A 12448-nucleotide genomic window follows, 5' to 3' on the forward strand; every position below is an offset into this window, starting at 1 on the left:
CCATTTGAGGACATAAAAAACACAAGTAATCATCCAGCCTTTTATACTTGAATTGTCGAGAAACAAGTATAGATTGGAGATACGTGAACGTTTTGTTTGACCGTATACTACAATTTACAAAGATCCTGCCTAATCAACTGTAGTACATTAGATATTCTAATGACGCACATAGTTATTTAACTTCTGGAGATAATTTATATTAAATAACTAAAGAATACGGAGGGATGATAGTTGCCTAACGCGTTTCAAGCAGTTATAAATTACATAAAATCAACCTCAGTAGAAGAAGACCCTAAACAAAATCCCCATATAGGAGAAGCAATGGGCTGTTGGTTATACTACACTTCAATTGCTGAAGAAATTCCTGCATTAGAAACTTGTTTAAATACCACTACTGATAATGAGTTAATAGAATTATTGACCGAATCGAAAAGATTAGCTGAACACCAAAAATTAACTTTAGAAAAGTTTATGATAAAAGAAGGTATCCCACTTTCAAATACAGCTCAATCGAAACCTAACTCAGATCCCAATAACATTCCATTGGGTGTTAAATCAACAAATGATGAAATTGCAAATTTAATTAGTATTAAAGTAGCTTCAAATATTATGATGTGTTCAACTAACATGACTCAATCAATTAGAAACGATATTGGACTTATGTGGGCTAGATTTTATGCAGAAAAAATGATATTTAGTATGAATCTTAAAAACACCATGCATAAAAGAGGGTGGCTAAAAATCCCTCCTTATTTTCATCCTCCCGGAGCACCTAGATCTTAATCTAGGTGCTTATTTTGTTTATGGTTAACTATGTACTCCCTTGTTTAACACAACTTTAAGAGTTCTTACTTCATTATTTTTGTTCATTTAATCAAACAAATTCACCCTTTGAAAGAATCCTCTTTTCACTATATTTCATGTCGCTTATTCTTTTTAAATATCCATATTTTATCATTTCACAAAAAACACGAAATAGATTATGATTACATTATCACGTATTAGTACCAGGTATAAAAAGGAGTTAATCGTTTATGACGTTTCCAACAGTTGTAAGTAAACAAGATCATTTAATTCATATTGTTAAAAATCAAAGAAAAACGGAATGTGGTATTACTTATCACCATTTTACGATCGTTAATCGTTCAGATTTAAAACGGATAAAGTTTATTAGGGAAGATTCCATCACTTGTGCCACGTGTTTACAACATTACCTTAACCAAAAATAATTAATTTTTTCATTTATGAATGGTGCCAAATTAACTAGTGCAACCTAACTAACATGGAGGTGCCTTTTAATGAGCGATATTGAAAAGTCAAAAAAAATTGGCCAGAAACAATATGAAATGGACCCAATGGATCAAGGTTTAAACCTTTTCTCCATGATGGTCAATCAGGCTACTGGTATTGATAAAGGAAATGATGGGATTATTGAAGAAGAGGAAAACAATAGTAAAGAATAAAAAAATGGCTATAGATAATATACTTTGATTCGTATATGTCTATAGCCATTTTTTTATATTAACTATAACAATCCTACCCATGTAATGATGCTCTCCTTGTGCGTGAAGTGACCTTCTGTTTCTTCAAGAAATAGATGAGCTTTTCTTGATGATGCATGGACTTCGAAAATAGTTGGTGAAATAACCATTCAGGAATATCACCATCTAAAAAATAATTTATGCCAACAAACCAAAAGCGGTGCCACTGTATAATCGCTGCGATTAACATTTTATCACTCCTCCTTTGATAGATTAATCATAACTTACCAATTTAAAGACAATATGAAGTCAGTGTTAAAACTTATTAATTTTTGACTTTAGGATTTTAATAAAGATTATGATAAAATAGAATGTATTGCCCAAGAAAACTGTCAAATGAAACGCTAGTTAAAAATAAAGGAGCTGTTGGACATTTAATGCTTCCACTGCTTCTCTGAAAGCGTTATAAAAGGAGAAGAAAATGAAAGTCATTGCGTCAACACTTAACGCTAAATATATTCATACTAACCTTGCCATACGGTACTTAAAAGCATTTGCTGAACCTGATTTCAACGTTGAACTTGCTGAATATACAATTAAAGACCCAGTTATGAATATAGTTACTGATTTAATTAATAAACAACCAGATGTCATAGGTTTCAGCTGTTATATATGGAATATTGAAGAAACCATTAAAGTCATTCGTATGATCAAAAAAATAAATGCTAATGTAATAATCATACTCGGTGGACCAGAAGTGACATATGATGTCCCTGAATGGTTAGAGAATGTTTCAGAAATTGATTTTATCGCTGTAGGTGAAGGAGAAGAAACTTTTAAACAGCTACTTCAACAAATAGATGGAGAAAAGGATTGGCGTAAAGTAAACGGTATTGCTTATCTTGAAGATGGTAAATTGCATGTTAATCCACAAAATAACAAACTTAACCTTCGCGAACTTCCCTCTCCTTTTCGCTTTGAAGAAGATAAGAGGGAGCTTGGTAAAAGGGTTACATATATAGAAACGAGTAGAGGCTGCCCTTTCAGTTGTCAATTCTGTCTTTCTTCCATTGAAGTTGGTGTACGATATTTTGATCGTGAAAAGGTGAAAGAAGATATTCGTTATTTAATGCGAAACGGTGCGAAAACGATTAAATTTGTTGATCGTACATTCAATATTAGTCGCAGCTACGCATTAGAAATGTTTCAATTTCTTATTGATGAACATATGCCTGGTGTTGTTTTTCAATTCGAAATCACAGCTGATATTATGAGGCCAGAAGTCATTCAATTTCTAAACGATCACGCACCTGCCGGTTTATTCCGGTTTGAAATTGGCGTACAATCAACCAATGATTATACAAACGAATTGGTAAAGCGAAAACAAAACTTTCAGAAGTTGACTCGAACAGTGACAATGGTAAAAGAAGGTGGCAAAATTGATCAACATCTTGATTTAATTGCTGGTTTGCCTGAAGAGGATTATGCATCATTCAAGAAAACCTTCAATGATGTATTTGCCCTGCGTCCAGAAGAATTACAACTAGGATTTTTAAAAATGTTGAGGGGAACAGGGTTACGACAAAGTGCAGCTAATCATCAATATATTTATATGGATCAATCACCTTATGAAATCCTTGGGAACAATGTCTTATCATTCCAAGATATTATCCGCATCAAACAAGTAGAAGATGTGTTAGAGAAATATTGGAATGACCATCGGATGGATCATACGATTGAATACTTAGTTACAAACATTTTCCCTACTCCTTTTGATTTTTTCCAAGAATTCGGAAGTTATTGGGAAGGGATGGGATGGTCACGAATTGGCCACCAATTAGAGGATTTATTCCATCGATTATTTGCTTTCCTAGAGGATACAAAGGTAAAAAATTTAGCAGTCATTGAAGGATTAATGAAATATGATTACCTTTCTAATCAAAAATATAAGCCAAGAAAGCCTTGGTGGCCATCCTCTATTGATAAAAAAGAACGATCTTTGCTTTATCAACAGTTCCTGAAAGATCCAAGTTCAGTCAGCAAAGACTTTGCTTTACTACATTTAAATGAAAAAGAACTATATAAACATTCCATTGTAGAGAAGCTTCCCTTTAATCTTGAGAAATATATCCAGACCGGTTTCATTGAGATGAATGAATCTGTTATGGTTGTATATTATGCCAAAGAACAGGCAGCTGTGTTTGCATCATAGAGGATTAATACAAGCCAGAAAAGAGTAAAACTTTTCTGGCTTGTACTTTTATCTATCTCTTATTTAACTTGCCTTTCTTACTTGTAACATCATATATCTTTGAAGCGTTCATATCGCCAAACTCCATCCCAAACTCTACATTAACCTGTGGAGGCTGTTTCTGTTTCCGCTCACTTTTCAACTGTTTCATTTAGCTTCTCCCTTTTCTTCCTTGCTTTGAATTGCGATTCGCACCTTTATTTACATCTTCACCACTAGTAAATTCAGTTGAAAATTCAACATCTTCCTGATTTGCTTTTGGGGTCTTACTATATTTTTCAACAGCACGATGGCTAGCTTTTCTCTTCATTATCCTGCCTCCTCCTTCGTAATTCGTAAGAACAAACATATTTTCCACCTAATTTCGTTTCATTATGCTTACCTTTTATTTCTTCATGTTCAATATAATAAACGACTCAACAGAAGAGAAAGATAAAAAGAGGAGTGATGCTAAGTGAAAAGAAAAAACAAGCAAGAGCGAAGCAAATTGGAAAGCTTACCACATCAAATTTCTTCACCTGACTTTCGAAAAAGTCATAAAGAGCTGCAGCCACCTTTTGTAAACGAATTTGGTGTAACAATTGGCGATAGTTATTATACATCTGAGCAGTCTCCTCTTGAGAATTGGAGTGATGAAGTAGATCCAGCAGTGATGGCTGGAGATAGATGGGTTCATCCAACAAACGATATTGGTTTTAATACGCCTGAGAATCGCGCACTTATAGAAGAAAAAGAAGTACCTGATGCTCCCTTCTCTCATCCAACAAAAGATGTAGGGTATAAAGCAGATTAGAAAACCAAGCTTTTTATTAAGCTTGGTTTTCGTATCCATCTAATTATCCAATGATAATTCTCTCTTTTGGATAATGATAATGTGGCTTTTCTTCTTTACCACCTATAATATATAAAAATGAAGTTAAGCCTATTCTACCGACAAACATCAGAATCATTATGACAATTTTTCCAGTATGACTTAAATCAGCTGTTATCCCCATCGAAAGGCCAGTCGTTCCAAAAGCAGAGCATACTTCGAATATTATTGAAATTAGCGATAAATGCGTATTTGTTATGCTAATCAATACAACCGCTATAAAGCATAAAAGAGTGGCTAAAATTGTAATAACCAATGATTTCAATATATCATCTTGGTGAACTTCTCTGCGGAAGATTTTCACATGTTTATTTCCTTTGGCAAAATTCCAGATAAATAAAATATTTAACGCAAAAGTGGTTGTCCGTATGCCTCCCCCAACAGAGCTTGGTGAAGCACCAATAAACATCATAATACTCATAATCAATAGGGTTGGCAATGTAAATTCACTAACATCCATTGTTGCTAACCCACCACTTCTTGTCGTTGCTGACTGAAATAGTGCGTAAAAGAAACTTTCATGCCATGAAAGTCCTTTAAAAAAATGCTGAAACTCCATTACTAAAATAATAATTGTTCCAAAAACGAGTAAAAAAGCGTATGTAACAGTTGTTACTTTAGTAAATAAAGAAAAACGATACGGGAGCGAGTTTTCCCATTTACGTTTTAATAGAAAAGCTTTTACTTCAATTAAAACAGGAAAACCAATTGCCCCTAAAGAGATTAGTACGATCGTAATAAATTGCACAAAATAATCATGTGCATATGGAATCATTGATGAACCTGTTATATCTAGACCGCCATTTGTTGTCGCACTTACAGAAGCAAATAATCCGTGGAGAAAAGCTTCCTCCCACGAAGGATAATACTTTAAAAAATGAAAGCCGAGGATAAGAATTCCTATTACTTCGATAAGAATCATTAATTTAATTATTTCTTTCACTAGTTGTACAAGTCCAGATAGCGCATACTGATTGTGATCAACCATGATTAGTTTTCTACTCTTCAAGCCAATTTTCTTACCTAATAACATCCAAAAGAATGTACCTAATGCCATAATACCAATTCCACCGAATTGCATGATAATCATAATCACAAAATAGCCAAAAACACTATAGGTTTGTGATAAATCAACAACGGTTAATCCCGTTACGCTAACAGCTGTCACAGCAGTAAATACAGTATCTATAAAGCTAACTTCTACACCTTTTTGATTAACACCTGGCAAATAGAGAAGTCCTACAGAAATAGTAATCGATAAGAAATAGTAGGCCGTAATTATTTGTGCTGGCGAACGCCTATTTATCCAGTCTTTAAGATCTTTTAACAAACGTTTTTCACCTCAACTAAACTCAATTAAACTCTATAATAATATAATCTCCCTCTGTTTTGAAAGCTAATTATTTTTTCTTTGCCAAAACAAGGATACAAACAGCTAATTTACCACTCATGAAATGAACACAATTCATCATAATACAAATACAGTGATATCATTTACTGTAAAATTATCGTTAGGAGATGTGAGATCATGCCAAAGAATAGTAATAAACTTTTAGTACCGGGAATTGAACAATATTTAGATCAAGTTAAATATGAAATCGCTCAAGAATTTGGTGTACAGTTGGGTTCGGATACTGTTTCCAGATCTAACGGTTCAGTCGGAGGAGAAATTACCAAAAGATTAGTTCAACAAGCTCAAGCAGAACTTTCTGGAAAACAAAAATAACATGGCAAAAGTCCGAGGATCAACTCGGACTTTTTATTATACCCATAAATTTTGCAATTATGGTGATTCGTAATTATATTTTTTTCTCTCATTATTTTCATCTCTCACTTCATCATTGCGCTTTCCTGGATGATGCCTGTCATGCCATTCATCGTCATCACGACCTCGATTATTATCTTTGTCGTTGTCATTCTTCTTATCATCATCTTTTTTATGATAGTCTTTTTTATCATGTTTATTTTGATGTTTTTCTTTTAAGTTAAGATCATCCATATCTTTGTTCTTTTTAGACGGTGGGCCTTTATGTTCTTCATCAGTATATCTTTTACGATACACTTTTTCTTCAATCTCTTCTTCTTCATGATTTATTATTTTCGATTCATTTGCCACTTTACTTGCATTAGTAGCCTCTTTATCATCAGATGCTTGCTTTATTTCCTTTTCTTCTATGGACGTGTGCTTTTCCATTTCTTTTTTATCTTCTTGTTCATCACTTTCTTCTTTAGTAACTTCGGACATTTTCTGTTCTTCAGACTCATCTATATCCGATTTTGGGGCATTATCATATTCGGTGCTTTCATTCGACTCTTTGTACGCACCTAGAGTAAGCCCTTTTTCTTGCGCTAACTGTCTTTCTGTTTTAGATCCTTCAATCAAATTCAAACTTACTTCTTCTTCATTCACTTTTTTTGTAACAAAGTCAGTATGTTTCCTTAAGCTCTCTTCAAAATATTGATCTGACATGATAACTGTCGCGAACGTTAATTCTTTTCCTTTTTTCATATAACCTTGACTCTTAATGATCGCGAGAATATCTGAAAATATGATATCAAACTGCTTATTTTCCCAACCTGATATCTCTTCAACGATTTTTTTTCCATCTGCATTATAACCCTTTAATTGTACAACTTCGAATTGTTCATTTACTGCTAATTCAATACTTGGATTAATATCAATGGTCATATAAGCAGAGATCATTTGTTCAGATTGATTAGGCCAAAAAGACATACCTAAAAAGGAAAGAACAAAAACAGCAGCAAGCATAATCATTTTTACATATTTCGGTTTTTTAACATATTTTACCCTCGGATTTTTCTTCACTGGCTCAAACTCAATCTCTTGGCCTATTTCATATATTGCTTCAAATTTATGGCTTAAATAAAATTCTCCTTCATTTGTTAAAAGTGTTAAGAAACGTTCATCAATGGCAACAATCACTCCTCTTTTCACGTTTCTAACACCCCTTTCAAATAATCCTTTAAATAGACATAGTCATTACATAAAACCAATGTCATTGCGATAATGTATTTACGATTTCTTTCAATTGTTTTTCTACTTACTTTTATTCTTGATTCCATATGCTTGATTGGTAATTTTTTGGTCGAGTACAGCATGTCTTTCAACATCACATCATTGGCAATCAAATGAGCAATTTCAATTGCTGTCTTTCTTGCATCCGCATGTTTTGGCGAGTATTTAACAATCTCTTTAAAACTAATACCAAAATATAATAACTCATTTGTGAACTTTATTATTTCCTCTTTCCTTGCCTGTTGATCTTGTATTTCTAAGTAGCCTCTTATCGATATTTCTGATTCTATTAACGCACTTGCTTGTTCATTTGAACCATCCTCATACTGATGGTTTGCATCTATACTAAGGGTTTGATGTTTCGATTGCTGTCTAATAAAATCGATCACTCTTCGTTTAATAACAACCTCTGCAAAAGAAACGAAACTCGTTCCTTTTGCTCGATTATAATTATTAATGGCATCATTAAAAGCGATTAGACCTACACTAAATTCATCATCGGAATCATATATAAACCTCCTGCAGACTAAAGAAACAGACTTAGCTATAAAAGGTTTAAATTTATCTATAAACACATCTCTTAAATATCGATCACCATTTTGAATCGCATAAACTTCTTCTTCAATGGTTTTATTTTGAGTCTTCAAGCCTCTAAACAGTGATTTAATCATGCACTCACCTCTTTATTCACCCAAATTATAACACAGGAAATTCAGATGAATCGTGCATGAAGACTAGCTTCAATCTTTATTAGTCTATCAATACAAATATACGGGTAAAATTAGAAAATTATAGGGGTAAAGAATATTTTTAAACCACATTCACTACAATATAATGACAAAAGTTGTGCAACTTTCATACTTGTGCAATATAAATAGAAAAATGTTATCAAAAATTAAAATATGATGAAATATTACCGATAATTTACAATCATTTCATTCATAACCATAAAGTGGGTTAGATAGGATTTGATGACTGCACAAAAAAAAGTCATTCTCCTCTTCAGTTACCAATCTGAAAGAAAAAATGACTCCAATGTATTACTGCTTCTTCATTGTCCAACCTGTCCAACCATATAAAATAGTCATTAAAGGACTTATTAAGCAAAATAAGGCAAATGGCAAGTAGGTTAAAGTACTAACGTCTAGCACTGTCGTTAGAAAAATTCCGCAAACACTCCACGGTACAAGTGGATTAACCACTGTTCCAGCGTCTTCTAAAACCCTGGATAAATATCGAGGATGCAAGTTCGCTTTACTAAAAGAATCTTTATAAGCGTTACCTGTTAATAGAATTGATAAATACTGCTCACCAACAATAAAGTTAATACCCACTGCAGTGGAAGCAGTTGCTGAAATTAATAGTCCACGATTAGATAAGTAATCAGTAATACCTCGTATAAGTGCCGCTAATATCCCTAGTTTAATAAATAACCCACCCATTGCTAAAGCCAAGAGGACAAGTGAAATAGAGAAAAACATACTTTCCATTCCACCTCTAGTTAATAATGAGTCGATATCCTCAATCCCACTATTTGAAGTAAAACCACTAAATAATATAGTAATCAACTTTGCTATATTCATTTCATTTTGCACAAAGAAGGAAACAATAATTGCTGTAACAATTGACGATGCTAATGTGATTAAAGCAGGTATTTTCTTTATCGCTAGTACAATTAAGACAAGAAAAGGAATGATTGAATACCACTGCACCAAACCTAACTGCAATAAACCAGTTTGCATGTCATTTATTCTTTCTAAGCTTGCTTCTTCCATCCCCTTTGGTGAGATTAAGAAGAAAATAATAAAGGATAAGATAAATACCGGAATCGTTGTCATACTCATTGTTTTAATATGATCAAATAAGTCCACACCAACAGTCATGGATGCCAAATTAGTTGTATCTGACAGTGGAGACATTTTATCTCCAAAAAAAGCTCCTGAGATAATAGCACCTGCTGTAATGGCTGGATTTAAATCCAATGCTGCACTCAATCCCATAAAAGCTACACCAATCGTTGCCGCTGTAGTTAATGAGCTACCAATACTCATACCAATAATTGAGGTAACAACGAAACAAATCGCATAAAAATAATTCGGTCCAACTATTTCTAAAGAATAATAAATAAATGTTGGGATTGTGCCACTAGCCATCCAGCTACTTATTAACATACCTATAAAAAAGAATAGGAATGCAGCACCTAACCCAGATTTTGTTCCATCCATTATACCTTGCTCTATTTGTTTAAACTCGACTCCTTTAACTAGTCCATAGACAATTAAAAAAATCATCGAAAGTATAATAGGGATATGTGGTGGTGCCTCAATGGCAATCATGCAATAACTTATGCCACTAAGGAGAATGATGGTTATAAATAACGCTTCCCATGTCTTTACTTTGATGACTGGTTCTTGTTGCATAATACTAACCTCCAATATTTCTAAAAGCGTCAAAAAGAGCTCATTACTCCCTTACTTAGGGACGAATGAGCTCCGCGGTACCACCCTAATTGACAAGTCAACCTCACTTGTCCACTTCATCTATTTTTAACCTTTATAGGTAGCTGTAATTCGGAAAACTTATGACCTGAATTTTCACCACCCATTCAGTCTCTTTGGCTGTTCATAAGTCACCTACTGACACTACCGGTTAATTTATATAAAATCTAATAATACTATTTTGCTTGAACGCTTTTATGCACTAAAGTATTTTTGTAACGTATTTATACTATAATCTGTATTTCATTTACTGTCAATCATTATTTTCATATAAATAACTTGTACTTGTATGGATAACAACTGTGGCTCAAATTCTTTCTTTTTGAAAAGCAATATTTTTTTTGAGCATGACAGTTGTTTGCCTAAAATTTTGGAATAAATTAAAAACACGCACAAAAAATTGTGCGTGCCTGTAATGATAATTATTGTTGCTGCTGATCCATCGGATTATATAATGGTACATCTGGATTTTTATCTTGGAACCATCTAAGGGCAAATTCATTTTCAAATAGAAACACTTGATGTTCATACCGATCCTTAACAAGTAAACTGCGAGAGCTAGAAAGGTTATCATAATGTTCCTCACCTTCAACCCATCTTGCAATTTTAGAGCCTAACCTTTCCATTAATACTTCGGTGTTATATTCATTTTTCATTCGATGTTCAAATACTTCAAATTGTAATTGTCCAACCGCTCCAAGCAAGTACTCATCTGTTTTTACTGTTTTAAAGAGCTGAATAGCCCCCTCTTGCACTAACTGTTGAATCCCTTTATGAAAATGCTTTTGCTTCATCACGTTTTTTGCTGTGACTCGAACGAACAATTCCGGGGTGAACTGAGGGAGTCTTTCAAACTGGAAACCATTTTTATCACTTGTTAATGTGTCACCAATCTGATATGTTCCTGGATCATAAATACCAATGATATCGCCACTAACAGCTTCGTTAACAGTGCTACGGTCATCTGCCATAAATTGTGTTGATTGTGCTAATTTGACTTGTTTACCTAGGCGAGGAATATTCACACTCATTCCTCGTTCAAATTTCCCTGAACAAATTCTTAGAAAAGCGATTCTATCCCTATGTGCAGGATTCATATTCGCTTGAATTTTAAAGATAAACCCTGAGAAATCTTCTGTTAAAGGATTGATTTCTCCGATAGTCGATTCTCGAGGTTGAGGAGTAGGTGCAAACTGTAAATAAGATTCCAAAAACGTTTGCACACCAAAATTAGTCAAGGCACTGCCAAAGAACACAGGTGTTAGGTCACCCGAAGCAATGCGATCACGAGAAAATTCATTTCCTGCTTCATTCAATAACATGATTTCTTCGAGCGTTTGTTCATAAAGTCCTGATTGTTTTAAAGAATGATCTCCGTTAATTTCGCCTTCATCATTCAATTCAAGGAAACGATCCTCTTCATCAACACGAAATTGTTCAATGCGATTATTAAAACGATCATAAATACCTAAAAACTCTTTCCCCATTCCTATAGGCCAATTCATCGGATATGATTCAATGCCCATCACTTCTTCTAATTCAGCTAACAGTTCTAATGGCATCTTACCTTGTCGGTCCAATTTATTAATAAATGTAAAAATAGGGATACCTCTCATACGGCAAACTTTGAAAAGTTTTAAGGTCTGATCCTCAATTCCCTTTGCTGAATCAATAATCATAACTGCACTATCAACTGCTGTTAATGTACGATAAGTATCTTCACTGAAATCTTGGTGTCCTGGAGTATCTAAGATATTAATTTTAGCTTTATTATACTCAAACTGCATGACACTAGAAGTAACCGAAATACCACGTTGTTTTTCTATTTCCATCCAGTCACTTGTTGCATACTTCCCTGTCTTTTTCCCTTTTACAGTCCCTGCATCACGAATAGCCCCTCCGAATAAAAGCAGCTTTTCTGTTAAGGTTGTTTTCCCAGCATCAGGGTGGGAAATAATTGCAAATGTTCGACGCGATAATACTTCGTCTTTAAATGTACTCATAATATAATTCCTCACTAACATGTATAAATTCTTATTTAGTCGCTACTGCGTACCCTCAATTTTATCCTTGTATATGAAACTTTGCAATGCTATTCAATATATGGCATTTTCTTTAAAAAGATAACCAATAGGTTTGCGCCTTTTATATTACATATATCAACCTATTGTCACCCACTATGAATGCAAGTTTTATTACGCACAAAAAAGCTGACATAGGATAGATGTCAGCCCAGACCGTAGACAAACCCCACCTTTGCATTAAAGTGAAGGTGGGGTTTTCTGTTATTTTAAAAGATTTTTCTTCTTT

The 12448-nt window shown here is 33.8% G+C and carries 14 protein-coding genes; 6 read left to right on the plus strand and 8 right to left on the minus strand.

The genetic code is table 11. The features are described from left to right. The first annotated feature begins 231 nt into the window (after window positions 1-231). The 3 genes from H9655_RS07825 to H9655_RS07835 all read left to right on the plus strand — a co-directional run bounded on the left by H9655_RS07825 (window position 232) and on the right by H9655_RS07835 (window position 1463). A complete protein-coding gene (locus H9655_RS07825; RefSeq protein ID WP_191812607.1) occupies window positions 232-783 on the plus strand; it encodes a DUF3231 family protein in 552 nt (183 codons plus the stop codon). A gap of 251 nt (window positions 784-1034) precedes the next feature. After that, window positions 1035-1229 (plus strand): hypothetical protein, encoded by a 195-nt coding sequence (locus H9655_RS07830; RefSeq protein ID WP_191812609.1) that lies wholly within the window; start codon window positions 1035-1037, stop codon window positions 1227-1229. A gap of 69 nt (window positions 1230-1298) precedes the next feature. Next, window positions 1299-1463, plus strand: a complete 165-nt coding sequence (locus H9655_RS07835) for a hypothetical protein (RefSeq protein ID WP_191812611.1) — start codon at window positions 1299-1301, stop codon at window positions 1461-1463. Between the two features lie 73 nt (window positions 1464-1536). Here the strand turns inward: H9655_RS07835 and H9655_RS07840 are convergent, their stop codons facing one another. Continuing rightward, the gene (locus H9655_RS07840) at window positions 1537-1731 is read right to left on the minus strand and encodes a hypothetical protein (RefSeq protein ID WP_191812612.1); all 195 of its coding nucleotides are present in this window, start codon (window positions 1729-1731) and stop codon (window positions 1537-1539) included. 231 nt (window positions 1732-1962) lie between these two features. Between H9655_RS07840 and H9655_RS07845 the strand changes: the two genes are divergently transcribed. Further along, a complete protein-coding gene (locus tag H9655_RS07845; RefSeq protein ID WP_191812614.1) occupies window positions 1963-3693 on the plus strand; it encodes a B12-binding domain-containing radical SAM protein in 1731 nt (576 codons plus the stop codon). Between the two features lie 52 nt (window positions 3694-3745). On the opposite strand, the gene H9655_RS07850 is transcribed toward H9655_RS07845, so the two are convergent. Together H9655_RS07850 and H9655_RS07855 are read right to left on the minus strand one after the other, a co-directional pair. Continuing rightward, complete coding sequence (locus H9655_RS07850) at window positions 3746-3883, minus strand: hypothetical protein (protein ID WP_191812616.1); 138 nt, start codon at window positions 3881-3883, stop codon at window positions 3746-3748. Continuing rightward, a complete protein-coding gene (locus tag H9655_RS07855) occupies window positions 3884-4042 on the minus strand; it encodes a hypothetical protein (RefSeq protein ID WP_191812708.1) in 159 nt (52 codons plus the stop codon). A gap of 144 nt (window positions 4043-4186) precedes the next feature. On the opposite strand from H9655_RS07855, the gene H9655_RS07860 reads away from it, so the two are divergent. After that, window positions 4187-4525, plus strand: coding sequence for a DUF3905 domain-containing protein (locus H9655_RS07860; protein ID WP_191812618.1), 339 nt, complete (start codon window positions 4187-4189; stop codon window positions 4523-4525). Between the two features lie 43 nt (window positions 4526-4568). On the opposite strand, the gene H9655_RS07865 is transcribed toward H9655_RS07860, so the two are convergent. Next, window positions 4569-5933, minus strand: a complete 1365-nt coding sequence (locus tag H9655_RS07865; protein ID WP_191812620.1) for a TrkH family potassium uptake protein — start codon at window positions 5931-5933, stop codon at window positions 4569-4571. Window positions 5934-6131: 198 nt separating this feature from the next. Between H9655_RS07865 and H9655_RS07870 the strand changes: the two genes are divergently transcribed. Further along, entirely contained in the window at window positions 6132-6329 is a 198-nt protein-coding gene (locus tag H9655_RS07870; RefSeq protein WP_095369732.1) for an alpha/beta-type small acid-soluble spore protein, read from the plus strand. 57 nt (window positions 6330-6386) lie between these two features. Here H9655_RS07870 and H9655_RS07875 read toward each other — a convergent pair whose 3' ends face one another. The 4 genes from H9655_RS07875 to H9655_RS07890 all read right to left on the minus strand — a co-directional run bounded on the left by H9655_RS07875 (window position 6387) and on the right by H9655_RS07890 (window position 12141). Then, window positions 6387-7559, minus strand: a complete 1173-nt coding sequence (locus tag H9655_RS07875; protein WP_191812622.1) for an anti-sigma factor domain-containing protein — start codon at window positions 7557-7559, stop codon at window positions 6387-6389. Beyond that, window positions 7556-8311, minus strand: a complete 756-nt coding sequence (gene sigI, locus H9655_RS07880; protein WP_191812624.1) for an RNA polymerase sigma-I factor — start codon at window positions 8309-8311, stop codon at window positions 7556-7558. The genes H9655_RS07875 and sigI overlap by 4 nt, the downstream gene beginning before the upstream one ends. A 369-nt stretch (window positions 8312-8680) precedes the next feature. Continuing rightward, the gene (nhaC, locus tag H9655_RS07885) at window positions 8681-10060 is read right to left on the minus strand and encodes a Na+/H+ antiporter NhaC (RefSeq protein WP_191812626.1); all 1380 of its coding nucleotides are present in this window, start codon (window positions 10058-10060) and stop codon (window positions 8681-8683) included. A gap of 500 nt (window positions 10061-10560) precedes the next feature. Next, window positions 10561-12141 carry a peptide chain release factor 3 gene (locus tag H9655_RS07890; RefSeq protein ID WP_225230479.1) on the minus strand — a complete coding sequence of 527 codons (1581 nt, stop codon included), beginning with the start codon at window positions 12139-12141 and terminating at the stop codon, window positions 10561-10563. Window positions 12142-12448 lie beyond the last annotated feature (307 nt).

Source organism: Cytobacillus stercorigallinarum (genome assembly GCF_014836495.1).
Classification (GTDB): domain Bacteria; phylum Bacillota; class Bacilli; order Bacillales; family Cytobacillaceae; genus Cytobacillus; species Cytobacillus stercorigallinarum.

Coding starts and splice junctions, on each gene's coding strand:
- H9655_RS07830 (WP_191812609.1), top strand. CDS start 1,035: ATGACGTTTCCAACAGTTGTAAGTAAACAAGATCATTTAATTCATATT.
- H9655_RS07835 (WP_191812611.1), top strand. CDS start 1,299: ATGAGCGATATTGAAAAGTCAAAAAAAATTGGCCAGAAACAATATGAA.
- H9655_RS07840 (WP_191812612.1), bottom strand. CDS start 1,731: ATGTTAATCGCAGCGATTATACAGTGGCACCGCTTTTGGTTTGTTGGC.
- H9655_RS07845 (WP_191812614.1), top strand. CDS start 1,963: ATGAAAGTCATTGCGTCAACACTTAACGCTAAATATATTCATACTAAC.
- H9655_RS07850 (WP_191812616.1), bottom strand. CDS start 3,883: ATGAAACAGTTGAAAAGTGAGCGGAAACAGAAACAGCCTCCACAGGTT.
- H9655_RS07855 (WP_191812708.1), bottom strand. CDS start 4,042: ATGAAGAGAAAAGCTAGCCATCGTGCTGTTGAAAAATATAGTAAGACC.
- H9655_RS07870 (WP_095369732.1), top strand. CDS start 6,132: ATGCCAAAGAATAGTAATAAACTTTTAGTACCGGGAATTGAACAATAT.
- sigI (WP_191812624.1), bottom strand. CDS start 8,311: ATGATTAAATCACTGTTTAGAGGCTTGAAGACTCAAAATAAAACCATT.
- nhaC (WP_191812626.1), bottom strand. CDS start 10,060: ATGCAACAAGAACCAGTCATCAAAGTAAAGACATGGGAAGCGTTATTT.
- H9655_RS07890 (WP_225230479.1), bottom strand. CDS start 12,141: ATGAGTACATTTAAAGACGAAGTATTATCGCGTCGAACATTTGCAATT.